The sequence below is a fragment of the Amycolatopsis roodepoortensis genome (genome assembly GCF_014873915.1).
Classification (GTDB): Bacteria; Actinomycetota; Actinomycetes; order Mycobacteriales; family Pseudonocardiaceae; genus Amycolatopsis; species Amycolatopsis roodepoortensis.
In genome coordinates this window covers 270,796-294,931 of sequence record NZ_JADBEJ010000004.1, presented here as the reverse complement: position 1 = coordinate 294,931, position 24,136 = coordinate 270,796, and the positions used below count along the sequence as shown (strand labels likewise).

General features: G+C 67.8%; 25 protein-coding genes and 1 pseudogene. 6 read left to right on the top strand and 20 right to left on the bottom strand.

Translation table 11 applies throughout. The features are described 5' to 3' along the window. Positions 1 to 9: 9 nt before the first annotated feature. From H4W30_RS11875 to H4W30_RS11820, 12 genes and pseudogenes are all read right to left on the bottom strand, one after another. Positions 10 to 1,548 carry a multicopper oxidase family protein gene (locus H4W30_RS11875; RefSeq protein ID WP_192742895.1) on the bottom strand — a complete coding sequence of 513 codons (1,539 nt, stop codon included), beginning with the start codon at positions 1,546 to 1,548 and terminating at the stop codon, positions 10 to 12. A 79-nt stretch (positions 1,549 to 1,627) separates the two neighbouring features. Continuing rightward, positions 1,628 to 3,403, bottom strand: a complete 1,776-nt coding sequence (gene ctaD / locus H4W30_RS11870; protein ID WP_192742894.1) for an aa3-type cytochrome oxidase subunit I — start codon at positions 3,401 to 3,403, stop codon at positions 1,628 to 1,630. A gap of 77 nt (positions 3,404 to 3,480) precedes the next feature. Beyond that, a complete protein-coding gene (locus tag H4W30_RS11865; RefSeq protein WP_318780589.1) occupies positions 3,481 to 5,163 on the bottom strand; it encodes a VanW family protein in 1,683 nt (560 codons plus the stop codon). 193 nt (positions 5,164 to 5,356) lie between these two features. Further along, entirely contained in the window at positions 5,357 to 6,772 is a 1,416-nt protein-coding gene (locus H4W30_RS11860; RefSeq protein ID WP_318780621.1) for an NADH-quinone oxidoreductase subunit N, read from the bottom strand. A 13-nt stretch (positions 6,773 to 6,785) separates the two neighbouring features. Further along, entirely contained in the window at positions 6,786 to 8,267 is a 1,482-nt protein-coding gene (locus H4W30_RS11855) for a complex I subunit 4 family protein (protein ID WP_192742893.1), read from the bottom strand. A 17-nt stretch (positions 8,268 to 8,284) separates the two neighbouring features. After that, a complete protein-coding gene (locus H4W30_RS11850) occupies positions 8,285 to 10,117 on the bottom strand; it encodes an NADH-quinone oxidoreductase subunit 5 family protein (protein WP_192742892.1) in 1,833 nt (610 codons plus the stop codon). Between the two features lie 4 nt (positions 10,118 to 10,121). Further along, a complete protein-coding gene (nuoK, locus tag H4W30_RS11845; protein ID WP_192742891.1) occupies positions 10,122 to 10,427 on the bottom strand; it encodes an NADH-quinone oxidoreductase subunit NuoK in 306 nt (101 codons plus the stop codon). Next, complete coding sequence (locus H4W30_RS11840) at positions 10,424 to 10,987, bottom strand: NADH-quinone oxidoreductase subunit J (protein ID WP_192742890.1); 564 nt, start codon at positions 10,985 to 10,987, stop codon at positions 10,424 to 10,426. The genes nuoK and H4W30_RS11840 overlap by 4 nt, the downstream gene beginning before the upstream one ends. A 17-nt stretch (positions 10,988 to 11,004) precedes the next feature. Next, positions 11,005 to 11,931 carry a complex I subunit 1 family protein gene (locus H4W30_RS11835; RefSeq protein ID WP_192742889.1) on the bottom strand — a complete coding sequence of 309 codons (927 nt, stop codon included), beginning with the start codon at positions 11,929 to 11,931 and terminating at the stop codon, positions 11,005 to 11,007. Then, positions 11,924 to 13,060, bottom strand: coding sequence for a hypothetical protein (locus tag H4W30_RS11830; RefSeq protein ID WP_192742888.1), 1,137 nt, complete (start codon positions 13,058 to 13,060; stop codon positions 11,924 to 11,926). The genes H4W30_RS11835 and H4W30_RS11830 overlap by 8 nt, the downstream gene beginning before the upstream one ends. After that, entirely contained in the window at positions 13,051 to 13,380 is a 330-nt protein-coding gene (locus H4W30_RS11825) for an NADH-quinone oxidoreductase subunit A (RefSeq protein WP_192742887.1), read from the bottom strand. The genes H4W30_RS11830 and H4W30_RS11825 overlap by 10 nt, the downstream gene beginning before the upstream one ends. Before the next feature lie 92 nt (positions 13,381 to 13,472). Next, positions 13,473 to 14,024: pseudogene (locus tag H4W30_RS11820) on the bottom strand (alpha/beta fold hydrolase); the annotation flags it as partial. 372 nt (positions 14,025 to 14,396) lie between these two features. On the opposite strand from H4W30_RS11820, the gene H4W30_RS11815 reads away from it, so the two are divergent. Further along, a complete protein-coding gene (locus H4W30_RS11815) occupies positions 14,397 to 14,849 on the top strand; it encodes a DUF488 domain-containing protein (protein WP_192744062.1) in 453 nt (150 codons plus the stop codon). Here the strand turns inward: H4W30_RS11815 and H4W30_RS11810 are convergent. After that, the gene (locus tag H4W30_RS11810; RefSeq protein ID WP_225949287.1) at positions 14,835 to 15,689 is read right to left on the bottom strand and encodes a hypothetical protein; all 855 of its coding nucleotides are present in this window, start codon (positions 15,687 to 15,689) and stop codon (positions 14,835 to 14,837) included. The genes H4W30_RS11815 and H4W30_RS11810 overlap by 15 nt on opposite strands. Before the next feature lie 467 nt (positions 15,690 to 16,156). Beyond that, positions 16,157 to 16,567 (bottom strand): ArsR/SmtB family transcription factor, encoded by a 411-nt coding sequence (locus tag H4W30_RS11805; RefSeq protein ID WP_192742886.1) that lies wholly within the window; start codon positions 16,565 to 16,567, stop codon positions 16,157 to 16,159. A gap of 121 nt (positions 16,568 to 16,688) precedes the next feature. On the opposite strand from H4W30_RS11805, the gene H4W30_RS11800 reads away from it, so the two are divergent. Genes H4W30_RS11800 through H4W30_RS11785 form a run of 4 tightly spaced genes read left to right on the top strand, consistent with a single transcriptional unit; the run spans position 16,689 to position 19,952 of the window. Then, entirely contained in the window at positions 16,689 to 17,330 is a 642-nt protein-coding gene (locus tag H4W30_RS11800) for an arsenate-mycothiol transferase ArsC (RefSeq protein WP_192742885.1), read from the top strand. Positions 17,331 to 17,358: 28 nt separating this feature from the next. After that, positions 17,359 to 17,763 (top strand): arsenate reductase ArsC, encoded by a 405-nt coding sequence (locus H4W30_RS11795; RefSeq protein WP_072026794.1) that lies wholly within the window; start codon positions 17,359 to 17,361, stop codon positions 17,761 to 17,763. A 39-nt stretch (positions 17,764 to 17,802) separates the two neighbouring features. Next, positions 17,803 to 18,894 carry an ACR3 family arsenite efflux transporter gene (gene arsB, locus H4W30_RS11790; RefSeq protein WP_318780588.1) on the top strand — a complete coding sequence of 364 codons (1,092 nt, stop codon included), beginning with the start codon at positions 17,803 to 17,805 and terminating at the stop codon, positions 18,892 to 18,894. After that, entirely contained in the window at positions 18,852 to 19,952 is a 1,101-nt protein-coding gene (locus H4W30_RS11785) for an ArsO family NAD(P)H-dependent flavin-containing monooxygenase (protein ID WP_318780587.1), read from the top strand. The genes arsB and H4W30_RS11785 overlap by 43 nt, the downstream gene beginning before the upstream one ends. Positions 19,953 to 19,958: 6 nt before the next feature. On the opposite strand, the gene H4W30_RS11780 is transcribed toward H4W30_RS11785, so the two are convergent. The 5 genes from H4W30_RS11780 to H4W30_RS11760 all read right to left on the bottom strand — a co-directional run bounded on the left by H4W30_RS11780 (position 19,959) and on the right by H4W30_RS11760 (position 22,392). Beyond that, positions 19,959 to 20,384 (bottom strand): hypothetical protein, encoded by a 426-nt coding sequence (locus H4W30_RS11780; protein WP_192742884.1) that lies wholly within the window; start codon positions 20,382 to 20,384, stop codon positions 19,959 to 19,961. 37 nt (positions 20,385 to 20,421) lie between these two features. After that, a complete protein-coding gene (locus H4W30_RS11775; protein ID WP_192742883.1) occupies positions 20,422 to 20,628 on the bottom strand; it encodes a hypothetical protein in 207 nt (68 codons plus the stop codon). A 158-nt stretch (positions 20,629 to 20,786) separates the two neighbouring features. Beyond that, complete coding sequence (locus H4W30_RS11770) at positions 20,787 to 21,995, bottom strand: M28 family peptidase (protein ID WP_192742882.1); 1,209 nt, start codon at positions 21,993 to 21,995, stop codon at positions 20,787 to 20,789. After that, positions 21,992 to 22,216, bottom strand: a complete 225-nt coding sequence (locus H4W30_RS11765; protein WP_192742881.1) for a hypothetical protein — start codon at positions 22,214 to 22,216, stop codon at positions 21,992 to 21,994. Before H4W30_RS11765 ends, H4W30_RS11770 begins: the two co-directional genes overlap by 4 nt. A 26-nt stretch (positions 22,217 to 22,242) precedes the next feature. Beyond that, the gene (locus H4W30_RS11760; protein WP_157376242.1) at positions 22,243 to 22,392 is read right to left on the bottom strand and encodes a hypothetical protein; all 150 of its coding nucleotides are present in this window, start codon (positions 22,390 to 22,392) and stop codon (positions 22,243 to 22,245) included. A gap of 77 nt (positions 22,393 to 22,469) precedes the next feature. Between H4W30_RS11760 and H4W30_RS11755 the strand changes: the two genes are divergently transcribed. Further along, a complete protein-coding gene (locus H4W30_RS11755; RefSeq protein WP_318780586.1) occupies positions 22,470 to 22,844 on the top strand; it encodes an ArsR/SmtB family transcription factor in 375 nt (124 codons plus the stop codon). Here H4W30_RS11755 and H4W30_RS11750 read toward each other — a convergent pair. After that, positions 22,796 to 24,130, bottom strand: a complete 1,335-nt coding sequence (locus H4W30_RS11750) for a hypothetical protein (RefSeq protein WP_192742880.1) — start codon at positions 24,128 to 24,130, stop codon at positions 22,796 to 22,798. The genes H4W30_RS11755 and H4W30_RS11750 overlap by 49 nt on opposite strands. Positions 24,131 to 24,136: the final 6 nt, after the last annotated feature.

Sequence of the window (24,136 nt, the reverse complement as noted above, 5' to 3'; positions counted from 1 at the left end):
CGGGACGGTTCACTCCACATAGGACACAACGGCCATCATCCCGGCCTCGCCGTGGTAGATGTTGTGGCAGTGCGTGAGCCACTGCCCGGGATTGTTCGCGTCGAAGTCGACTTCCAAGGTCGTGCGGGGGAGGACGATCGCGGTGTCCTTGCGAGCGCCGAGATCGTTCTGGCCGCCCACCTGGAACGTGTGGCCGTGCAGGTGCATCGGGTGGTACATGTCCGAGTCGTTCACGAAGCGCAGCCGGACCCGCTGCCCTTGCCGGATTGGCAGGCCGTCGTCGGGCTTGAAGGGCTTGCCGTTGATCGTCCAGTCGTACTTGGCGCCCGGTCCGGCCAGGACCATGTCGTGGACGACGTCCGGATTCTTGGCGGGCAGGGCGACTTCAGGCGTGGCCTGGAAGTCGGCAAGGCTTTGCACCGGCCGCGCTTTCAGGGCTGCGACCGCGACGTCGTTCGCTGTCGCTGCTTTGCTGCCGCCGGAATGCAAAAGGATCTGGGCGTAGGCGTTCTTGCCTTCGGCGATGGCGATGACGGGCACGCCCTTGTCGGGGAGCGTGATCACGGCGTCGACCCGTTCCCCCATGCCGATCAGGACCGTCTCGGCCGGATTCCGGGTGGTCGCGGGGAAACCGTCGGTGTGGGTGACCCGCATCGGCACACCGGGAACGCCGACCCGGAACACGGTGTCCCCGCCCGCGTTGATCAACCGGAGCCGGATCCGTTGCCCGGGTTTGCCGTCGAAGGATCGAGGCGCGGTGGCGAGCCGGCCATTGGCCAGCATATGCGGGTAGACCACGTCTCCGGCGTCGCCGCCGAGGACGTCCGACTTCGGCATGCCGGGCATTTCCGACATGCCCGGCATCGAGTGACCCATGGCCATGCCGTTCTTCTTCAGGTTGTCCAGGACCGCGTCCGGATCGGTGCCCGTTCCGTCGATCCAGTCGTCGAGCACTATCACCAGTTCGTCGTCGTAGTCCTTGCCGTCGGCCGGATCTTCGATGATGAGTGGGGCGTAGAGCCCGCGATCGAGTTGAACGCCGACGTGCGGGTGGAACCAGTATGTCCCCGCGTCGGGCACTGTGAATTCGTAGGAGAAGTCCGCGTTCGCCGCCACGGCCTGTTGCGTGACATCGGGTACGCCGTCCATGTCGTTGCGGAGAGCGAGGCCGTGCCAATGGATGCTCGTCGGCTGCGGGAGCCGGTTTCCGAGGTTGGCTTTCAGTACGTCGCCCCGCTTGAGCCGTATTTCCTTGCCAGGCAGTTCTCCGCCGTATGTCCACGTCCTGACCGCTACGCCGCCGAGGTCGACCTCGCCCACCGTCGCGGTCAAGTCCACCGTCGTCACGGCCGCGTTCGCCGCACGTCGGGCCCGCTCGGCGCTGGTGACCAGGGGCGAGGTCGGCCCGACCTTGGCCTGCGCGGGCGTGCCGCCGCCGGATGAGCAGGCGGACAAGCCCAATGCCGCGGCGGTTCCGGTGCCCAGCACCAGGAATCCGCGCCGGCTCATCCGGCGGTTCGGGAACGGCAGGTGCTCGGCAGGTGTCATGACTCCCTCACGGTCCAGAGGTCTACGAAGTTAGATAGTACATGGATTTTCCGGTGACACCTCGCGGCGTGGCGAGCCATCACTCGCTGGGGTTGTCCTTGGAGTGGTCACCCGGCATGGCCGCCTCGGTGAGCACCTGGGACGGCGCCCGGTGGGTGTTGACCTTCTGCTTCCCGAAGAAGCCGATCTCACCCTCCTTGTGGATGCGCTCCATCATGTGCGGGTAGTGCAGCTCGAACGCCGGACGCTCGGACCGGATCCGCGGCAGCTCGGTGAAGTTGTGCCGCGGCGGCGGGCAGGACGTCGCCCATTCGAGCGAGTTGCCGTAGCCCCACGGGTCGTCCACCGTGACGATCTCGCCGTACCGGTAGCTCTTGAAGACGTTCCAGATGAACGGCAGCGTCGAGGCACCGAGGATGTACGCGCCGATCGTGGAGATCGTGTTCAGCGTCGTGAACCCGTCGGACTGCAGGTAGTCCGCGTACCGGCGCGGCATGCCTTCGGCGCCGAGCCAGTGCTGAACCAGGAACGTGGCGTGGAAGCCGATGAACGTGGTCCAGAAGTGCCACTTGCCGAGCTTCTCGTCCATCATGCGGCCGGTGATCTTCGGGAACCAGAAGTAGATCCCGGCGAACGTGGCGAACACGATCGTGCCGTAGAGCACGTAGTGGAAGTGCGCGACGACGAAGTAGCTGTCGGAGACCTGGAAATCGATCGCGGGGGCCGCGAGCAGCACCCCCGTGAGCCCGCCGAACAGGAAGGTGACCATGAACCCGACGCTGAAAAGCATCGGCGTCTCGAAAGTCAGCTGCCCTTTCCACATCGTGCCGATCCAGTTGAAGAACTTCACGCCGGTCGGGACCGCGACGAGGAAGGTCATGAAGGAGAAGAACGGCAGCAGTACCGAGCCGGTCGCGTACATGTGGTGAGCCCATACCGAAACGGAGGTGGCCGCGATACCGATGGTCGCCCAGATGAGTCCTTTGTAGCCGAACACGGGTTTGCGACTGAAGACCGGAAGGATCTCCGACACGATCCCGAAGAACGGCAGGGCGACGATGTAGACCTCTGGATGGCCGAAGAACCAGAACAGGTGTTGCCAGAGGATCACGCCGCCGTTCGCCGGGTCGTAGACGTGTGCGCCGAGCCTGCGGTCGGCAAGCAAGCCGAACAGGGCCGCGGTCAGGATCGGGAACGCGATCAGGATCAGGATGCTGGTGACCAGGATGTTCCAGGTGAAGATCGGCATCCGGTACATCGTCATCCCGGGGCAACGAAGGCATACCACGGTGGTGATCATGTTGACCGCGCCCAGGATGGTGCCCAACCCGGAGACCAGGAGGCCGGTGATCCAGAGGTCGGCCCCGACGCCGGGGGAGTAGATGGCATTGGACAGTGGCGTGTAGGCGAACCAGCCGAAGTCGGCCGCACCTCCCGGGGTGAGGAAGCCGGACATCACGAGCAAGCTGCCGAACAGGTAGAGCCAGTACGAGAACGAGTTCAGGCGAGGGAACGCCATGTCCGGGGCGCCGATCTGCAGCGGCAGGATGAAGTTCGCGAACCCGAAGATGCTCGGTGTCGCGTACAGCAGCAGCATGATCGTGCCGTGCATGGTGAACAGCTGGTTGTACTGCTCGTTGGACAGGAACTGCATCCCCGGCCGGGCCAGTTCGCTGCGCATCAGCATCGCGAGTGCGCCGCCGACCATGAAGAACGCGAACGACGTGACCAGGTACATGATGCCCAGCTGTTTGTGATCGGTCGTGCGCAGCAGGCGAAGGAGAACGGAGCCCTTCGGCGGCGCAGTGCGTTCCGAGCCGGGTCGCAGCGCGATGGGAGCGGGTTTGACGACCATGGGGCCTCCGTCCGAGTAACTACTAGGTAGCATAGTAGATACTCGGACGGACCCGAGAGGTCAGGCCTGTCGTGGCCTCAGTCGGAGCAGACGATGGCGGGCTCAGGTTCGTAGCGGACAGTGCGGGTCGACCGGGAGATCTCGGCGCCACTCAGGTCGCGGATCACCCGCGTATCCGAGGTCGTGAACCCGGACTTGCCCTTCGCAGGCCGGCAAGAGCCGGCCGACTTGGTGACGGTCGGTGGGCTGGTGTAACCGTGCTTGGGGCCGGGGATCGATTCGACGGCGACGTGCTTCGTGCCCCAGAGTCGCACGGTGATCGACGAGTTCGTCCAGATCGTCTGGATCGCCACGCCGGTTGGTGCGTCGTTCTTGAACTTCAGGTCGATCACGCTGCTGCCGTCCGGATTCTGGAAGACGGTCGCCTCTCGTGCGGCCGGGTAGCGGCTGATGTGGAAGCTGTGTTCCTTGTGGCCGGCGTCGGTCATCCCGGCGAAGTACGAGGCGTTGTAGAGCGTCGTGGCGAACTGCGAGATCCCGCCGCCGACGGCGCGCGCGGGCACGCCCTCTTCGATCACGCCGGCTTCGACGTAGCCCTGCGCGCGGCCACGCGGACCCGTGAAGTCGTTGAGGCTGAACGTGCTTCCCGGCTTGACGATCGCGCCGTTGACCTTCTCGGCGACCACACGGATGTTGACCCCGGAGTCCCGAGCGAAGCCGCTGGTCGTGAACTCTCCGACGACCTCCTTGATGCCGAGCTTGGCGATCTCCTCGGTGGTGACCTGAGCCTGGGTGTTCCGGTACTCGGCGACGGCAGCCCGGTTCCCCTCCCTGGAGGTGGCCTTGAGGAGGGCGGGCAACGTCTTGTCCCAGTCGACCACACGCCCTTCGCTGGCGGGAACGACCTGAGGCCGGTCACCCTCGAAGGTCATCCGCGCGTCTTGTCCGGGCTTTTCGGTCGGGGCGAGCTGCTCGGCGAGCTCGCCGAGCTTCGCCTTGTCAAGGCTGGGCACCAACTTCCCGTCCTCGGACGGGGTGAACGTCAGCGCCTCCGCGATGTTCGACGCGGACACTGTGGACTCTCGGCCATCGCCCCGTACGGTCGCCGGTCCGGACACCGCGGGTGCCGCCACCTGCTCGATCGCCACCCGCACGCTCTCGGCGGTTGCTTTCGGCCGGACGGTGTCGACCGGCAGCTCGATACGGTCCGCGGAGGCCCATCCGCTCAGCAACGCCTGCCGTGTCGCCGCCCGATCCAGCCGTCGGCCTTCCCGTGGTAGCACGGGAACGGGAGTCAGCCCCTCAAAGCGGACGTTCCCCTCCACGAGAGCGCGATCGACACCGGTACGCAGCTTGTCGATGGTCGCGTTCAGCGCCTTGTCGTCGCCGCGCGCGACGACGGGGAAGCTCTCGCCGGAGAACAAGGAGGTGAAGCGTGTCCAGGGATTGAGGGGCGGCGTCCCCGCCTGGGTGACCGAGGCCGCGAAATCGACAGTCACCCCCGCGGCGTCCGGGACGAACGCGGTCTCGCGGCCGTCCACCACGACCTGGACCGGCTTGGAGAGTCGTGGCGCGATCGCCTTCCGGAGCGTTTGCTCCGCGACGGCCGGCGTGAGTCCGCCGATCGAAACGCCACCCACTGACGTCCCGCGTGGGACCTCGCCTGCCGTCAACGCGATGTCGAGGCCGTAGAGCACGGCTAGTCCGCCGAGGACTCCGGCCGCGATGATCGTGGCAGTGCGCCGCCACCATGGGCGCACATTCCGGTCGGTACCCGCTGGGAGCTCGACTTCGAGTTGAGTGGTGGTTTCTCCAGCATTTTCCCCTGACGGAACCACAGCTTCCCCCGGTCTTTCTCGCCGCATCACGTGTTCCGGAGCCGCATCGTCCGGAACGTGAGCAAGGCTACTATCTAACCTAGTTGACCTTGTCGCCGGAGGCACGTTCACCGGATCAGAGCAGGGCCAGTTCGCCGTGCAGCGCTCCTAGAACGATTCCGGCCAGTGGCCCGAGGGCAACCGACGTGATCGTTGCGACGTAGGCGGTGGTCGCGGCCCACCGGTCGACGGCAGGTGCATCGGTGTCCCCTGTGGATCGCATCGCGGGAGCGATCCAGCGGAGGTAGTAGAAGACGCTCGCCACAGTGTTGACCGCCGCGACGACAACCAGCCAGGCGAATCCGCCGTCGAACGCGGCGGTGAAGACGGTCAGTTTTCCGACGAAGACCGCCGTCGGCGGTGTGCCGATCAGCCCGAGAAGGCAGACCGCCAGGCTGGCCGCCAGCCACGGCCGGCGTCGCACGAGCCCTCGGTAGTCCTCGATCAGCTGTGCCTTCGGCAGGGCGCACACCACGGCGAACGCGCCGAGGTTCGTCACCGTGTAGGCGCCGACGTAGAACAGCAGCCCCGGCAGCGCCAGGGAGCTGCGCGTCGCGACGACGACGGCCATCAGCAGATAGCCGACCTGGCTGATCGTCGAGTACGCGAGCAGCCGTCGGACGTTCCGCTGGAAGAACGCGGCGAGGTTGCCGAGTGTCATCGTCATCGCGGCGACGATCGCGATCAGCAGCGGCCAGTCGACGGCGGTCTCGGACATACCCGATGCGACGAGCCGGTAGGCGGCGATGACACCGCCGATCTTGGGCACGGTGGTCAGGAAGGCAGCCACTGGTGGCCGGGTGCCCTCGGTGACGTCGGGCACCCAGAAATGTCCCGGGACCGCACCCATCTTGAACAGCAGGCCGGCGAACACCCCGACGAAGCCCACCGCCACCACGGCGCCGGGTGCCGATGCCAGCGGCTTGGCGATCTCCGCGTACGCGGTCGCACTGCCGACGCCGAACAGGACGGTGGCGCCTGCCAGCATCGTGATCCCGAGCAGCGCTCCGAGCAGGTAGAACTTGAGCGCTCCCTCCGTGCCGGTGTCGTCCTTGGCGAACCCGGCCATCGCGTACAACGGGATGCTGGCCAGCAAGAACGCGGCCACCAGCAGCAGGAGATCGTTGGCGCCGGTCAGCAGGACCGTGCCCAGCGCGGCCAGCAGGACGAGTACGTAGAGTTCGCTCTCCCGCGGCGATGACCGGAACTCGTGCGTGCTCACGCCCAAGGTCAGCACCACGGCGACGAGGACGATCGCGCGTCCGGCGTTGGTGGCGACGTCGACGGCGTATGTGCCGCCGAACACCGTCCGGTCAGGGCTTGCCCACGCCAGGCCCGTGGCGATCAGACCCCCGATGCAGGAAAGGAAGGTGAGCAGCCGGACCGGCCACTGGCGCTCGCGCGGAAGGTACGACCCGAGCAGCAGCGCGACCACGGCGGCCACCGCCAGGATGATCTCGGGCAGCAGCGCCGACGGGTCTTCGTCCATCATCTCCACGGCGCGCTCACCGGGCCAGGAGGTTCAGGACGGATCGGGACACGGGTTCGATCGCGTCGAGCAGGAAGCGGGGGAAGATCCCGATGACGACCGTCAGCACCAGCAGCGGCGCGATCGACACCGCCTCCGGGACGGTCAGGTCGGCTGCCGGAGCCGCTTGTGACGGCCCGAGGAACACCTTCTGGAACGCGCGCAGGAACAGTGCGGCGGTGATCAGGATTCCGAGGAACGCCACGATCGTGGCCACCGGTGCGGCACCGAGCGAGCCGGTGAAGATCTGGAATTCGGCGATGAATCCGGAGAGGCCGGGGAGCCCGAGGGACGCGAAGGCGGCGACGGCGGTCAGTCCGGCGAACCGGGGAGCCGTCCGCGCGAGCCCGCCGTAGCGGTCCATGTCGTAGGTGCCGCCGCGCTCGTACAGAACACCAGCGAGCAGGAAGAGCGCTCCGGTGATCAGACCGTGGCTGACCATCTGCGTCACCGCGCCGGTCACTGCCAGCTGTCGGGCCTCGACGGCCGAGTCCGCGACCAAACCGGCCGCGCCGATCGCGAGGACGATGTATCCCATGTGGTTGACCGAGGTGTAGGCGATCATCCGCTTGAAGTCCCGCTGCGCCAGCGCGACCAGCGCGCCGTAGACGACGCTGACCACGCCGACGATGACGAAGACGAGCGCGTAACGGCGCCAGGCTTCGGGCAGGATCGGCATGGCGATCCGCACGAAGCCGTAGGTGCCCATCTTCAGCAGCACCCCGGCCAGGATCGCCGAGCCCGCGGCGGGCGCTTCGGTGTGCGCCGGCGGAAGCCAGGTGTGGAACGGCACGGTCGGGGTCTTGATGGCGAACCCGATTCCGAGCGCCAGCAGGATCAGCCCGGCGGCCCACCCACTGCCCGCGAGCGGGTTCTGCCGGGTCAGCTCGACGACGTCGAAGGTATGCGGCGACGCGGTGAGGTATAGCGCGATGAACCCGACCAAGAGCGCCAGCGAGCCAAGGAACGTGTACAGGAAGAACTTCACCGCGGCGCGTGCGGCATCGCGGTGTCCCCAGCCCGCGATCACGAAGTACATGGCCACGATGGACAGATCGAAGTAGACGAAGAAGAGGATCAGGTCGAGCGCGACGAACAGGCCGAGGCTCACCGTCTCGAGGAAGAGGAACAGGGCGGCGAAGGAGCGCACGCGCTTGTCTTGCCGCAGCGAGTACACCGCGCAGGCGAGGAACAGGCCGCCGGTGAGGGCGATGAGCGGAAGGCTCAACCCGTCGACCCCGATGTGATATCCGGAGCTGACGCTGGGGATCCAGCGCAGGTTGACCTCGTAGGCGTAGCCGTCGGAAACCGGTGCCGCGCCCCAGAGAGCCACGATCAACGCGAACTCCACCGCGGAGACGCCGACCCACCAGCAGCGGGCGAACCGGGTGGAGACGCGCGGTACCGCGAACAGGACCACTGCCGCCGCCAGCGGCAGGAACACCACGACGCTGAGCACGCTCTACCTCACGTTCTTCACAGGATCATCAACAGCACGGCGAGCACACCCAGCGCGACCGCGGCCTGGGCGTAGTACTGGTGCAGCCGCCCGGTTTGTGCCTTGGGAACGAGCCGGCCCAGCGCACGGGCCGTTCGAGCGATTCCGCGGACCGCGCCTTCGATCGACCACTCGACACGGATGTCCGCCAGCCGCCCGAGCGCCGTGCCCGTCGCCGCGGCAAGCCGGACGCCGCCGTCGACCACGTGATCGTCGAACCGCGCCAGGCCACTCGCCAACCGCATCGTCGGCCTCGTGACCACCAGCTCGGTGACGCGTTCCAGGTGCAGCCAGTTCGTGAGCACCCCGTTTCGGGACCCGGACAGCGTGGGTCGCGATCGTGCCCAGATGCCCGCCGTGACCACGCCGGCCACCGCGACCGCACCCGATACCAGCAGCTCCACGACGTTGGGCGCTGCCATGGGCGGACCGCCCACGAAGTCGGCGAACCAGGCAGCCGGACCAGGCAGTCCAGCGATACCCAGGAGCGCAGCCGCCGCCGCGAGGACCGGCAACGGGGCGAGCAGCAGCGGACGCAACCGCGTCGTCGGAGCCGCCTCGGTGGGCAGCCACAGCAGCGCCAGCACCCGGCCGACGTAGGCACCGCTCAGCAGCGCGGCGGCCAAACCGGCGACGTACAGGACGGGGGAGTCGGCGAGTGCTGAGGCGAGAACCGCGTCCTTGGTGACCCAGATGGAGAGTGGCGGTACGCCGGCCAGGCTCAGCGCTCCGATGGTGAACACCGCGCCCAGGAAAGGGAACCGCCGTGCCGCGCCGCGGAGCTGCTCGAGGTCCTTCGTGTCCAGTGCCACCAGCCACGCCCCCGCGCCGAGGAAGAGCAAGCACTTGGTCGCGGCGTGTGCCACGAGCTGCCCGGTCCCCGCCGCCGGTCCACCGGCGCCTGCCGCGAGCACCATGAAGCCGATCTGCGAACAGGTCGACGCGGCGAGCACCTGCTTGAGATCCCGTTGCACGAGTGCCACGGCGCCGAGCACGATCGCGGTGATGACGCCGATCCACGCGACGATGTCGGCGGCCCACCCGGTCGCGGCCAGCAATGGCTCCACCCGCACGAGCAGGTAAGCCCCAGCCGCGACCATCGTCGCCGAGTGCAGCAAAGCCGAGACGGGGCTCGGACCGTCCATCGCGCGGGAAAGCCAGAAGCTGAACGGAAGCTGGGCGGACTTTCCGATCGCGGCCAGCACGATCCCGGCCGCGACGACATCGCGCCAACCGGCCGCCGATTCAGGCAGCCCGGCGAGCGTGAGACCTCCGACCCCGCCCGCCAGCGCGGCGCCGGCCGCCAGATACAGCCCCAGGTCGGCCGATCGGGTGGTCAGCAACGCGATATTTCCTGAGTCGACTCGGCGGGTCTCCCGCCACCAGAAGCCGATCAAGGCATACGAGCACGCGCCCATGACCTCCCACGCCATCAGCAGCACGACGAGATCCCGGGCGCAGACGGTGACGAGCATCGCGCCCGCGAAGACCAGCATCAGCCCGTGGAAGCGGGCGCGGGACTCGTCCGCGCCGAACTCGGCGGACGCGAACACGAGCACCGCCACCAGGATCACGGCCACCGTGATCACCATGATCGCCGACAGCCCGTCCACGGCCAGGCCGACGCGCAACCCGGCGAGCAACGGCGTCGAGACGTCCGGCCGGGTGATCGCGGCGACCACCGCCAGTACCGCGGTCAAGCCGGCCGATCCGACGCCGAGGGCGGACGCGAGCCGGTCGGCCGGGTGACCGGCGACGAGGAGGGCACCGCCGACGACCAGGGGAAGCGCTACGAGCAGCCACAGGACCATCGGCTCAGCCCTGGAGATCCGCGGCGGAGTCGGTCATGTCGACGTCCCGGCGTCGGAAGATCGCCGTCGTCACCGCGAAGCCGACCGCCATGTCCAGCGCCATCAGCGTGACCGCGACGAGCACGACGACCTGCCCGTCGGGCCGCATCGGCGAGACGAAGTACCAGAACGCCGCGCCGGCCACGATCACCGCGTTGGCCATCAGCTCGAGGCCCATCATGATCATGACGATCGACTGCTGGGACAGCGCGCCGTACAGGCCGACGCTGAACAGGGCCGCCGCCAGGTAGAGGAACAGTTCGAGGGTCACCGGTTCAGGCCCCCTCGCACCGGGTCGTCCGGGTGCTTCGCGTCGAGGCGATCGCCGTAGCGGTCGTATCGGCCGCGGTTCGTGGCGAGGATGACCGTGGCGACCATCGTGGCGAACAGGCACAGCCCGATCACCATCATCACCAGCATTTTCGAGCCCATCAGCGCCTCACCGAGCGCGCGCGTCGGGTCGGCCGGGCGCGAGGCGTCCGACGACGGCCAGCGGATCAGCGAGATCCCCGCGACGAGCGCCACGAACACGCCTCCGGCGATGGCCAGAGACCCTTTCTGGTTGTGCACCATGGTCATCGGCATCAGCCCGGCGGGATTCATCATGTACATGATCATGAAGACGACCATGACGACCATCTCCATGATCATCATCAGGATGACCAGGACGCCGAGGTAGGCGAGGTTCAGCAGAAAGACTGTGCCTGCGGCGAAGATGAACGACGCCAGCAGAGCGAATGTCGCCCGTGCCATCGAATCCACCCGGAACACGGCTACGGCGGTGGCCACGGCCCCGACGGCGCACACCCAGAAGGCGATCTGTGTCCACATTCAGCGGGGCTCCTTCCTCATCGGGCGATCACCACGATGGCGACGACGAGTGCCTGCAGCAGGGTCAACGGGATGAGCACGAGCCACGCGACTTCTTCGTAGCGCTCCATCCGCACCGTCGGGACGCGGCGCCGGACCCACACCAGCAATCCGAGCACGGCCAAGGTTTTCAGCAGCGTCCACAACCACGAGGGCAGCAAGGGTCCGGCCCCGCCGCCGAGGAACAGCGGCACCGCGAACGCGGCGCCGGAAACCAGCAGAAGCCACCGGCCTGCACCGAACACCAGCCGGTCCACTCCGGACAGTTCCGCCATCGCCCCGCCCGCGATGTCCGCGCCGACCGCTTGGTCGAACGGACCCCAAAACGACATCGCCAGCACCGAGAGCAGGTAGATGACGAACGCGATCGGCATCCACGCGACGAACCACAGCGTGTCCTGCGCGGCGACGACGTCGGCCACTCGCAACGAACCGGCCCCCAGTGCCGCGGTGATCAACGCGAACATATGCGGTAGCTCGTAAGCCAGCCCCTGTGCGATGAACCGGTAGCCGCCGATGAGGCCGTAAGCCGAGTTCGAACCCCAGCCGACCAGCCATACCGCGGCCCAGGCGACGACCTCCATCGCGTTGAACCAGACGATCCCGATCGAGAAGTCGGCCACCGCCCATTGACCGAACGGTGTCACCAGCGATGCGAGCACTCCGGCCACCACGAAGGCGAGCGCGCCACCACGCCAGAGCATGGCGTCCGCCGCCAACGTGCGACGTCGTTGCTGGATCAGCAGGCCACCTGCCTCGCGGAACGGCAACGTGAGCGCCGATGTGGCGTTCGCGCCGCTGGCCCGTGCGGACAGCAGCGAGTCCCAGGACGCCGCCGCGGCGACCAGGACTCCCAGCGCGAGCGGCAATACGAGTCCGCCCCACCAGGGCAGTTCGTCAACCATGGGGCACCCGCAGACGCTCGAGGTCGGGATCGAGACTCGCGACGATCAACCGCGCCGTGGCGAACTCGGCGCCGGTCAACAGCCGGGGCAGTGCGTCCAGGATCACAGCCGGGTCGTCTTCCTCCGGATTCGAGGATGTCCATCGCATCAACCGGTCGTACGCGTCACCGGCTAGTGACGAGTCCGTCCACTTCGGACCATCCAGGACGCCCAAGCCGGTCAACAACCACCGCAGTGTCCGGGAACGGCGAACTCGGCGCGCCCATCGCGTGACGTCACTCTGGACGTCGTTTTCCATGAGTATGTCGTCCCGCAACCGGGCTGCGGTGATGGCGGCGTCTTCCCAGCCCGCGACAGTCAAGAGCCGCACGCAGGTGTCGAGCCGACGCGCGGGCTGTCGTTTCGCGCTCGCCCAGTACGGCTCTGTTCCTGCTGGGGGATCACCGAGTATCTCGACCGCGGCCTCCTGGATTACGTCCCCCTGCAGCTTGGCTCGGACGAGGAGGCCGGTCGGCCAAGCGGGCAGCCCAGGTCCTAAAGGGACAGTGAGCTGATCGAGCTTGAGTTCATCCCGGTCTGGTGCACGGTCCGCCATCGGAATGCCTCCGGGCATCTCCATGCCGCTCATGTCGTGCCCGGCGTGACCGCCATGGTCATGACTCATCGCTATGCGGTCGGTGTGCTCGTGGTGGGACGTCGGAGTGCCGTGCATGCTGTGGTGCTCTTCGTGCTCAGGCTGAGAGTGGCCGTGCTCGGCCATCGTGCTGGACTCGATCTGGTCGTGCCCGCCGTGATCCGGGGTGACCTCAGCCTCTGACTGTTCGTCCGCTGAACGCACCCGCTCCGCGCCCGAGGCGAGTCCTGTTTCGACCGCCGCTGGCTCATCGAGGTGGATGCGCGCCTTGGGGGCGGGGATCTGCTTCCAGATCGAGTCAAGGAAGGGGGCCATCACCGGGTCATCCGGCCCGGCGACCACCAGCAGATTGGCCTCCGCCGGACTCAGGGCGGGCCGCCAGCCGCTCATTCGTGCGGCGCGCTCGGCGGCGAGCCGCACGTCCGTACCACCCAATGTGGTGACGATCAGCGGACGTATCGGCGTATGCCGCAGCAGCCAGGTTCTCACGTCCATCGGAACGCGCCTTCTCGCCAGGCGTACCAGACTCCGGCGACCAGAACAGCGAGGAACAGGAACATCTCCACGACGGCGGGCGTTCCGACCTCGTCGACGACGAGCGTCCACGGATACATGAAGACCATCTCCATGTCGAACGCGAGAAACACCATCGTGATCGTGTACCAGCGGACGTGATACCGCGAGACGGCGTGCTCGGCAGCTGAGCCGCCGGAGAGAAAGGGCTCCACGTCTCGGACCATCGGTGCCAGCCTGATCAACCTGGCGAACCCGTAGACCGCGGCGACGAGCACGATCACGGCACCGAATGTTGCCATCGCACCCAGCACGGTCTCACCTCGCTCGACGTGGGATCTACTACGGAGGTTAGCGGAGCGACCACGTCTCGGCTGGGTGAAGAATCACCCGCTCAGGCCGTGACGAACTCGGTGATGCGGTCGGTCCAGGTCTTGATGTCCGCCACCGACGTCGACACGTGCAGCTGGGATCCGGGGATGAGCTCTTTCAGGCGTTCGGCCGTGGACACGGGGTGCAGGGGATCGGTGTCCCAAGCGAGGATCAGCGTCGGGTGGATCAGTGTCGCGATCGCGTCAGGCGCAGGCAGGTCCGACCTTCCGACACCTCTTAGGACCGAGGGAAGCAGTTCGTCCGACACGTCAGGGGAGAACCGGTAGTTCGGGTAGTCGGCGAAGATCGGCGGCGGCTCAGCCTGCGCCCATTGCCGGCGCCATTGAGCCGCCCCGACTTCTTCGATGTTGTCGGCGCTGTCGAAGTACCACTGCTTCGCCTGCTCGGCTTCAGGCGTCCAGGCGACAGGCGGAATCATCAGGACGAGCCGCCGGAATCGGTGCGGGGCCGCGATGGCCGCACGCAGGGCCGTGTCGCACCCGAGCGATGATCCGGCGAAGTCCATGGGTTCGGCGATCTTCAGGGCATCGAGGAGCGCGAGCAAGTCCTGCGCGAAGTTCTCGAAAAAGGTAGTCCTCGGGAATCGGGCGGCCGGTCGACTGGCCGTGGCCGCGCTGGTCGTAGACGAGCATGCTGCGACCGTCGCCCAGTGAGTCGAAGTCGAACAGCTCCAAGCTTCGTACGGCTTTCCGGCTCAGCGGGACGCCATGGGCGTAACCGAGCGGAGGTCCTGATCCCTCGAACTGGTAGGCGATCGACGCTCCTGCGCGTTCGAAGTACTTGTCGGATGGCACAAGCACTCCTTCCTATACTTATAGGGGGTATGTGTACCGTAGCGTGCTGGGCGAGCTGTCGACAAGCGGTCCGAGCAGGAGGGAGTGGGGTTGGGGTCGTCTGGCGCCCGGTCTCATGGAAGGGTGTGGGCATGACCAGCAGTGCGACTCGGCTTCGTGACGGCGCCATCGGCGTCGGATACGAGGGACAGGAGATCTCCGAGTTCATTGACGGGCTCGTGCAGCGTGGTGTGACGCGTCTGGTCGATGTCCGGCTGACGCCGATTTCGCGCAAGAGGGGGTTCAGCAAGACGGCGTTACGTGCCGCGCTGGCCGAGGCCGGTATCGAGTACGACCACCGCCGCGAGCTCGGGAATCTCAAGACGAATCGTGCCGGCTTCGCCGGTGACGAGACCGAGCTCAAGCAGGCGAAGGATCGGTATGTCGAGCTGCTGGAGAACGCCGAGGCCCAAGCCAGCCTGGATGAACTCGCTCGCCTGTCTGTCGGCGAGCGAGTCGCTGTGCTGTGCTTCGAAGCTGATCAGCGGCGGTGTCATCGTGACGTCGTGCTGGCGGAGATCGCCGGCCGTCTACCTCGGAACTGACCGCGGCGGCCAGTAAACGCCGAGGACACTGAATGTCCGGGGATGCGCCGCGACGTTGCCGACGTAGAAGGCGACCTCGCGGTCAGAGCCGCAGACCTCGTGCAAAAATCGTTGCTTGAGCAGTTGGACGGCGTCGGCGTCGTTCATGCCGCGGAGGTTCCGGATCTGGAACGCGACGAACTCCCAGTCGATGAACCCCTGTTTGTGGCCGTTGCAATCGCGCTCTTCGCACTCGTAGTGGTAGGTGCCGGCGAACCGCGGCGCCCGTAGCGGCGTCCGGTCCTCGTTGCCGAACAGGTCGAGCTGGCCGACGTAGGTGTCGATCTTGACTTGCTGAGCCTTCGACCAGCCCTGATGCCGGGTAATCCGCAGTGCCGTGATCCTCTTCGGGCGGATGAGGGCCAGCGACTGCGTGCTCATGGTGGCGCCGCGAACGAGGCGGCACATCGTGATTTGTTCGCTGATCGCCGGATCGATCCATGGGCGGCGGTGCGACCACTTGGTCAGGTGTTTCCCGACCCTCAGGGTGGGCATCCGGGGCCGCCAGCTCTCCTGCCTGCTGTCCTGCCTGGCCGGTACAGCCTCGACCGACACGACGTCGTACTTCGCGAAGCTCGCGTCGGGGCCGAGCTCCCGAAAGTTGATCGGGTAGAGGCGGATCCAGCCTGGACGATCCGGGTCGAGACTGAGCCCGGCCACACAGACCGTTTCGCCGTACTTCTCGGACGGGTTGGGTGCCGCCTTCACTGTGACCAGGACCTGCAACGTGACCGCCTGGTCGCCCGCCGGTTTGGCGGTGGGTGTGTCCGGTGGCTGGCCGAACATCGGAAGCTGCGTCATCGGACCTCCCCGATCCGTCCACGTGAACTACCCAACGTAACTCCGGGGGTGGCACCGTGTGAGCGGCCAAAGGAGTGATCTGGTCACCGTTGCAGCCGGGCGCCGTGACGCGCTAGCGCGATTGCATCGTCACCTCGCGAGTGTCCGGCAGAGGCGGTCCAGGCGGGCGTTCTGTACCAGCGCCGGGGTGTCGATTGAGTCGAGCACCTCCTGGATGCCGGGCCGCACGGTCGGGCGGGCCGAGGCTTTCTTCGGTGGCCGGTCCTTTGCCGGAGAAGATCCCTGCCGCCGCCGACGGGATCACGTTCCTCATCCTTCGAAGACAAGACCGATACGGCCGCTTGCTCCTGGCCCCGGCCTGTTCATGAGGCCAACGCGAGAAGTGCTCCCTGCTGGTTCGCGCTGGACGAAATGGTGTGGCCTCAGGTTCAAAGACGCGGCTCCTCGGTCGGCTGGTCCTGAACGGGTCAGCATCTGGCGTCGCGTTCCGCAGTGGTGAGGCGGGCGGGCCGGTCGGCGAGCGGCCCACCCGCGCGGAGCAGGTCACTCAAGGTCTCGAGGGGCTCGGGGACGACGGAGTACCAGCTCCAGGTACCGCGTCGTTCCCGCTCGAGGATGCCGGCGGAGACCAGCACCCGTAGGTGATGGCTGAGCGAGGGCTGGGGCATGTCGAACTCCTCGGCGAGGTCGCAGAAACACGCCTCGCCGCCGGGGGAGTAGCGGACCAGTGACAGCAGGCGGATCCGCACCGGGTCGGACAGCGCCTTGAACAGCTTCGCGGCCGCTTCGGCCTTACCGGGGGCGACGACCGCGGCGGGTTCGGCCATGAGCAGCGTGACCGCGACCGGCTTCCGGGTGCGACTGTTCTCGCTCGCCACGTGCCCTCCTCCGCGTCAGATGCTTCTCGCGGTCCACCATACCGGCTGGATTGACAAAGCTCGATACAAGCTCTTCAATTGCATTGACAGAAGTCGATCCAGTGGCTGGTGAGGAGACGCCATGACCCATGCGACCGAGGGACTGCCCGGCCGTGAGGTGCTGGACCAGCTCGACCGGATCACCGACGAGCTGACCGACCGGTTTCACGGAACGTTCGGCCGCGAGACGGTCGAACGCTTCGTCGAGGAGACCTTCCGGCTGCTGGATCGCTCGGCGACGGTCAAGATCTACCTGCCCACGCTGACCGCCCATTTCGCTCGGGAACGGCTGGTCGACCTCGCCAAGGTCGACGGGCTCACGATGGTGACCGCGCCGCAGGTGCTGTTCGTGTGTGTGCACAACGTCGGCCGTTCCCAGCTGGCCGCGGCGCTGCTCAACCACCACGCGTTCGGGCATGTGATGGTCCGCTCCGCCGGATCACAGCCCCAGGGCGAGATCCCGCCGGTGATCACCGAGGCGCTGGGCGAGCTGGACATTCAGCTCGCGGGTGCCTTTCCGAAGCCGCTGACCGACGAGGTCGTCCGCGCCGCGGACGTCGTGGTCACGATGGGCTGCGGAGACGCCTGCCCGGTGTATCCGGGCAAGCGGTACCTGGACTGGGACGTGCCCGACCCGATGGGACAGCCGCTGAGCGTGGTCCGCGGCATCCGCGACGACATCGGCCGCCGCGTGCGGCGCCTGCTCGACGAACTCATCGACTGACATCCCTGCAAGGAAAGGAAACCGGGTCATGGCCCGCACGCCGGAAGTGTTGTTCGTCTGTGTCCACAACGCCGGCCGCTCCCAGATGGCTGCCGCGCTTTTGCAGCACTACTCGCTCGGCCGGATCGCCGTCCGCTCGGCGGGATCGGAGCCCGCCGAGAAGGTCAACCCGGCCGCCGCGGCCGCGCTCGCCGAATGGGGCCTGGACATCACCGCCGAGGTGCCCAGCAAACTGTCCACTGAGGACGTGGAGGCCTCCGATGTGGTGATCACCATGGGCTGCGGCGACACCTGCCCGGTCTTCCCGGGCAAGCGGTACCTCGACTGGCCGCTGGAGGACCCTGCCGGGCAGGGCGTGGACGCCGTGCGCCCGATCCGGGACGAGATCGACCGACGGGTCCGTGGCCTGGTCGCCGAAATCCTCGACGCCTGACCTTCACTCCCTGCCTTCCGCACTCCTGGAGACGCGCCCGTGACTGAAACCGCCGACAAGGCCGGTGTCCCGGCCGACACCGACGTCCTGCACAAACTGTCCTTTCTAGACCGCTTCCTTCCCGTCTGGATCATCGTCGCGATGGGCGCCGGTCTGCTGCTGGGCAGCGTCATTCCCGGTCTGCAAGGGGTTATGGACGCGGTGAAGATCGGCCAGGTCTCGCTGCCGATCGCGCTCGGTCTGCTGCTGATGATGTACCCGGTGCTGGCGAAGGTCCGCTACGACAAGCTCGACACCGTGACCAAGGACAAGCGCACGATGGTGCTTTCCCTGGTGCTGAACTGGATTCTCGGTCCGGCGCTGATGTTCGCGCTCGCCTGGCTGATGTTGCCCGATCTGCCGGAGTACCGGACAGGGCTGATCATCGTCGGCCTCGCCCGGTGCATCGCGATGGTGATCATCTGGAACGACCTCGCCTGCGGTGACCGCGAGGCCGCCGCGGTGCTGGTCGCGCTGAACTCCGTCTTCCAGGTGATCATGTTCGGCGTGCTCGGCTGGTTCTACCTCGATCTGCTACCCGGCTGGCTGGGCTTGGACACCACCAGCATCGACTTCTCCCCATGGGAGATCGCGCTCAGTGTGATCATCTTCCTCGGCATCCCGCTCGCCGCGGGCTACCTGTCCCGCCGCATCGGGGAGCGTAGCAAGGGCCGCGACTGGTACGAGGGCACGTTCCTGCCCAAGATCGGCCCGATCGCGCTCTACGGCTTGTTGTTCACCATCGTGATCCTGTTCGCCCTGCAGGGCGGCACCATCACCTCCCGGCCGCTGGACGTCGCCCGGATCGCGCTGCCGCTGCTGGCCTACTTCGCGATCATGTGGATCGGCGGCTACCTGCTGGGAAAGGTCTCCGGTCTGTCCTACGAGCGCACCACTACGCTGGCGTTCACCGCGGCGGGCAACAACTTCGAACTCGCGATCGCCGTCGCCATCGGCGTCTTCGGCGTGACGTCGGGCCAGGCGCTCGCCGGGGTCGTCGGCCCGCTGATCGAGGTCCCAGTGCTGGTCGCGCTGGTCTATGTCAGCTTGTGGCTGCGGAAACGCTGGACCGCGAAAGCGCCCGCGGAGTGACCGGAGCCGCGCGGGTAGTGGTCATCGGCGGTGGCCAGGCCGGTCTCGCCGCGGGCTACCGGCTGCGCCGCGCCGGGCTGGACTTCGTCATCCTCGACGCCCAGGCCCAGCCGGGCGGCGCCTGGATCCACGGCTGGGACTCGTTGCGCCTGTTCTCCCCGGCACAGCACAGTTCCCTGCCCGGGTGGCCGATGCCGCCCTACCCAGGGCCCGGGTATCCGACCGCCGAGCATGTCGTCGAGTACCTCGCGGCGTACGAGAAACGCTACGAACTCCCGGTCCGCCGAGGGGAGACGGTGACCGCCGTGTCCCGCGACGGCGACCGGTTCCAGGTGAGCACCGATACCGGGAACTGGTTCGCCGAGGCGGTCATCAGCGCCACCGGAACCTGGTGGCGCCGCTTCCTTCCGCTCATGCCCGGCGGTTTCACCGGGCGGCAGCTGCACACCGTCGACTACCGCGGCCCGGGCGAGTTCGCGGGCCAGGACGTCGTGGTGGTCGGCGGCGGGAACTCCGGCGCGCAGATCGCCGCCGATCTCGCCGGCACGGCGAACCTGACTTGGGTCACCCGCCGCCCGCCGCGGTATCTGCCCGACCACATCGACGGCAAGGCCCTCTTCGACGTCGCCACCCGCCGCCGTCAAGCGCTGCAGACCGGGAAGCCCGACACCGCGGGAGTCGCCGGGCTGGGCGACATCGTCGCCGTTCCACCGGTCCGCGAGGCCCGCGACGCGGGGCTGCTGCGGCCGCGCGAGATGTTCGCACGATTCGACAGCGACGGTCCTGTGTGGACCGACGGCACCCGTCGGCATGCCGACGCGATCATCTGGTGCACCGGCTTCCGCCCCGCGCTGAGCCATCTCGCCCCGCTGCGGCTGCGGACCACTCGCGGCCGGATTCCCACCGAGGGCACCCGCGCGGTGGCCGAGCCTCGGCTGCATCTCCTGGGCTATGGCGATTGGACCGGTCCGGCGTCGGCCACGCTCATCGGCGTCGGCATGACCGCGCGGGCCGCGGTCACCGACATCCAGACCACGCTGGACACCGGCGGCGGATGACCCCGTTCAGCCGGCGTTCGCGGCGATCGTTTTCAGCTGGTCGGCCAGTGCGGGCGAGCCGTAGGTCTTGAGTACCTCCGCGCGGGCCGGGCAGACGGCCAGATCGGGGCACACCAACGGAATCATCACTTTCAGTGTCGTGGCCAGATGCCCGTACGGGAGCGCGCCGAGGATCTGCTTGAGCCCGAACACCGCGGTGGAGCTCAGCACGTCGGCGAGGAACCGCGGAAACCGCAGCCGGAGCAGCCCGTCCCGGATCGGGGTCTGGGTGAGTTTGGCGTAGGTGCCCGGGTCGAGACCTGCCGCCAGCTCGGTGAGGCGGAGGCAGAGGAAGTGGCCTTTGCGGCGGGTCTTGTACAGCCACGGGAGGTTGTCGAGCGTGCGGTCGGCGACCCGGACGTAGAAACCGTCCTGATCGAACGCGTAGGTCACGACGTCGTCAGCGACGTGTGCCCGGAAACGGCCCAGCTCAGCCCGGGCGCGTCGGCGGCGCTCGACTTTCGGCGCCGGTTTCGGCGCGGCGACTCGGGGTGGCTGAGGTGCCCGCGCTGGAGGTGGGGAGGTCCTCGGTGGCGTATGCCGGACCGCCGAGGGCGGCGATGTCCAGCTCGGCCGGTGGACCGGGGAACGTCCCGATGTGGACCGGGACGACGAACCGCGCGCTGATCGCCTGCACTCCTCGCCGCGCTGGGATCCGTACACGTGGGCTTTCCCGCACGACGAACACTCGTATTGGTTGCGGGGAAGTCGTCGGTAGCCTGCCACCTCTTCCACGCTAGGAACGTGATCGCCGCTGGTCACTCGGCTGTTCCGGTCCTGCGGACGGCCCGAATCTCACCCCTCGCGTTGTAATTCGTCCTTGTGAGGCAACGCGATTAACCCTCGTGAGTGGACCGCCAGCCGGAGCACGGTCGCCACGACGAGCCGGGTCGCCGCGACCAGCGTCGCGGTCTCGACGCGGTCCGCGGTCTCGGCCGGGGTTTGGTAGCCGGGCATTCCCATGCCGATCCCGATCGCGGGCAGCCCGGCGGCGGCGTAGCGGCGGTTGTCCGACGGCATCGCCCCGGCCCGCAACGGGACCCCGGTCTCCCGTCCGGTTTGGTCGAGCGCGGCCAGCAGGTCATGCGCGGGCCCGCCCGCTTCGACCGCGGCGCCGTCGCCGAGCTGGGCGGCCCCGTCGACGTTGAGCACATACGTGCCGGACCGGACATTGGGTGCGTGGTGCGCCGCTCCGCGCGCCCCGGCTTCCTCACCGTCGAGCAGGCTCGCCGCCAGTCCGACGTGGTCCGGCAGTAGCGGCGCGAGCAGGCGGGCGGCTTCGAGGACGACGGCGACCCCGGAGGCGTTGTCCGCGGCGGCGGGCAGCCGCTGCTGCGGGTCGTCGCCCACGCCGTCGAAGTGCGCGGTCAGCAGCACACCTGGCGACCCGGCGGCGGGTTCGCGGAGCACGCCGTGCACGTTCGACCCGATCACCTCGACAGTTCGTAGCGGCATCGAGGCGGTCACTGTGCCCGACCCCGCCCGGGCCATCTCGTCGTGGAGACCGGTTCGCACGGCGATCACCGGCAGAGCGCCCACCGGTGGCCCGGCGATCATCTTCGGCATCCAGCCCTCGGCGTCGGTCCCGCGCGGCACCAGCAACCCCGCAGCGCCCTCAAACCGTGCCCGCGCCGCAACCCCCAGGTCCGGCGCAAGCACCCACTTAGCCCGCCACTCATCGGAATCGGCGACCGCGAGTTCGCCTGTACGGGGCGCGGGAAGGTCCGCCGAGACGAGGTGCTCGGCGAAGTTCCGGCGGTGCACCCCTCGCCGGTGCGTCGACCCTGCGCTCCAGGCGAACTCAGGCGTGCGATAAAGCTCCCGCACACCGGCCACGGGGAACTCGTCGGTGGTGACCGACGCGCCGATCGCCCGCAGCTGCCCGGCGAGCCAGCGACCGGCCGCACGGCCACCGGGCGTCCCCACCCGACGGCCCGCGAACCGGTCGGCGGCCAACGCGGCGACCGTGGACTTCAACCGCGAGCCGGACACCGTCGGCGTCATGAACAGCAACCGGCGCCGCTGGCCACCGCGTCGGCCTTCGCCGCCGGGTCGCAGCACGATCCTGCCACGGTCGCGGCCTCGGTGGTGCCGCAGCAGGTGCTGGTGGCCGTCGTCGAGGCGGTCGGGGTGGCCGGGGTGGTGCCGCAACAGCCGTTCGAAGCCGGCGGGGTGAACGCCTCGGCCGGGTCACCGGTGAAACCGCCGGTTGTGTTGGTGTTCATCACGGAACTCCTTGTGGTTGGAGGATTCAGAAGCGGGAGGGCAGCTGCAGGGCACGGTCGCGGGCGGCGTCGAGCAGGGTGTCGGCGCGGCACTGCCCGGTGCACACCTGCACGCACGAGTCGCAGAACTCGACGGTCGGCGTGCTGGTGAACAGGCGACGGAGAAGCGTGATCATCAGAACCTCTATCTAGATGAGTATCGAAACAGTGGAGTCAGTTTGCTCCCGGCTTAGATGAATGTCAATATAGACAGGTGTCGAAGTCAGATTCGGGTGTGAAGCTGCTGCCGGTGGTCGAGCAGGGCTGCTGCGCGCCGCTGGTGGCCGAGCCGTTGACGGCGGAGCAGTCGGTGGACCTGGCGAAGGCGTTCAAGGCGCTCGGCGACCCGGTGCGGCTGCGGCTGCTGTCGCTGATCACCTCCGCGCAGGGGGAGAGCTGCGTGTGTGATCTGACCGCGGCGTTCGACCTGACCGGGCCGACGATCTCTCATCACCTGAAGGTCTTGCGCGAGGCGGGGCTGGTCGGCAGCGAACGCCGGGGCACCTGGGTGTACTACTGGCCGCGCACCGAGACGCTGAGTCAGCTGTCGGGCTTGCTGTCCGCGCCGGGGCTCGTTCCGGGATCGTGATCCTCGTCCGCGGACGCTGCGCGTGACGCCGCTTCGTTGATGATGGCCCGCGCCTCCTCGATCACCTCGGGCGGCTGTCCCTGATCTCCCCAGAGGGCCGTTGTGCTGGTGTCCCACAGCCGTCCGGGCACTGCGGAGGGTGTGAGCATGACGCCCAGCGTGCAGTGCTCCCAGTCGCCGATGGCGGTGCTGTAGTCGTGGTGCAGGACCTGCAGCCGGATCATCAAGGCATCGCGCGCCTCCTCGGAAAGGCGTGAGGCGACCACGAACTGCAGGGGAGTGAAGTCGCCAGGGGACGGGATGACCGTGCGGCTGTGGATGAGGGTGCCGGGCTTGGTGTGCTGGGCCGCGGACTCGATGAACCTGATCAGAGTGCGGCCGAGTTCGGTCCGGTGCTCGACCGGCAGACCGTCCAGGGCGGCGAGCATGAGCAGCAGGTCCGCGTCTCGTCCTTCCGGAATCGGAGTCTCCGCCACGTCCTCCATGATCATGCGGAGCATGACGTGCGGTGCCTGTTCGTCGTGGTCGGCGGGATGCAGCGGAGCCCGGGCCACGGAGAGCGTCTCCCACGGCTTCGTATCCAGGAGCGAGGCCACCGCTGGATCCACGGCCCCGGGAATGGCGTCGATGTCGGCGAGGGCGTATTCGTGGTAACGGCGTGGCTCCTCGCCGAGTTCGACGGCGTCGCTGCCGGCCGCGCGCCTGAGGTAGGCCAGCACCGCGCGGGTGGAGCGCAGGTGATCGAACAGGAACTCCCAGTCCCGCCGGAGGATCACGATCGCCGGGACGTCGGTCGGTGCCGGAGGAGGAAGGTAACGGCGAGGAGGATCCGCGTGGTCGACCACCACGACCGTCAACCACGCGTAGTCCCCGCCTGCCACCTGGATGGTCCGCCCGCGGGCGTTGGTCATCGCCGCGGCGGCGAGCTTGAGGCGCCGCACGGTTCCTCTGCCCTGGCTGAGCGCCTTCGTCACGTTCTTGTTCAGCCAGGACAGTTCACGCTCCGGCTTGTCGGTGGGGCCGACCCGGCTCTTGGACTGAATCACCGCCGCCTGATCGCCGACCAGGAGCAGCCCGTCACCGAGTTCCCGTGTTCCCGAGGCGGTGCGTTGCTGCTCGGGCGGGAACACGAAGTCCGGCAAACCCCATGTCGCTGCCGCGTCGCGGACGGCGTCCTCGGCCGCGTATCCCTGGGTTGCGGCGTCCGGCAGCGGGGAGGCGTCCGGGATACGCCGGATCGCTGTCCCCGCCGCGGTCTTGATCACCAGAATGAGTGGCTCACCCACGGACCG

Excerpts from the sequence above, each read along its gene's own strand:
- H4W30_RS11760 (WP_157376242.1), bottom strand. The coding sequence starts at position 22,392 with ATGATCACGCTTCTCCGTCGCCTGTTCACCAGCACGCCGACCGTCGAG.
- H4W30_RS11770 (WP_192742882.1), bottom strand. The coding sequence starts at position 21,995 with ATGACGCCGACGGTGTCCGGCTCGCGGTTGAAGTCCACGGTCGCCGCG.
- H4W30_RS11815 (WP_192744062.1), top strand. The coding sequence starts at position 14,397 with ATGACCAGCAGTGCGACTCGGCTTCGTGACGGCGCCATCGGCGTCGGA.
- H4W30_RS11795 (WP_072026794.1), top strand. The coding sequence starts at position 17,359 with ATGGCCCGCACGCCGGAAGTGTTGTTCGTCTGTGTCCACAACGCCGGC.
- H4W30_RS11825 (WP_192742887.1), bottom strand. The coding sequence starts at position 13,380 with ATGGCAACATTCGGTGCCGTGATCGTGCTCGTCGCCGCGGTCTACGGG.
- H4W30_RS11830 (WP_192742888.1), bottom strand. The coding sequence starts at position 13,060 with ATGGACGTGAGAACCTGGCTGCTGCGGCATACGCCGATACGTCCGCTG.
- H4W30_RS11765 (WP_192742881.1), bottom strand. The coding sequence starts at position 22,216 with ATGAACACCAACACAACCGGCGGTTTCACCGGTGACCCGGCCGAGGCG.
- H4W30_RS11840 (WP_192742890.1), bottom strand. The coding sequence starts at position 10,987 with ATGTGGACACAGATCGCCTTCTGGGTGTGCGCCGTCGGGGCCGTGGCC.
- ctaD (WP_192742894.1), bottom strand. The coding sequence starts at position 3,403 with ATGGTCGTCAAACCCGCTCCCATCGCGCTGCGACCCGGCTCGGAACGC.
- H4W30_RS11835 (WP_192742889.1), bottom strand. The coding sequence starts at position 11,931 with ATGGTTGACGAACTGCCCTGGTGGGGCGGACTCGTATTGCCGCTCGCG.
- H4W30_RS11875 (WP_192742895.1), bottom strand. The coding sequence starts at position 1,548 with ATGACACCTGCCGAGCACCTGCCGTTCCCGAACCGCCGGATGAGCCGG.
- H4W30_RS11850 (WP_192742892.1), bottom strand. The coding sequence starts at position 10,117 with ATGGTCCTGTGGCTGCTCGTAGCGCTTCCCCTGGTCGTCGGCGGTGCC.
- H4W30_RS11810 (WP_225949287.1), bottom strand. The coding sequence starts at position 15,689 with ATGACGCAGCTTCCGATGTTCGGCCAGCCACCGGACACACCCACCGCC.
- H4W30_RS11860 (WP_318780621.1), bottom strand. The coding sequence starts at position 6,772 with ATGATGGACGAAGACCCGTCGGCGCTGCTGCCCGAGATCATCCTGGCG.
- H4W30_RS11800 (WP_192742885.1), top strand. The coding sequence starts at position 16,689 with ATGACCCATGCGACCGAGGGACTGCCCGGCCGTGAGGTGCTGGACCAG.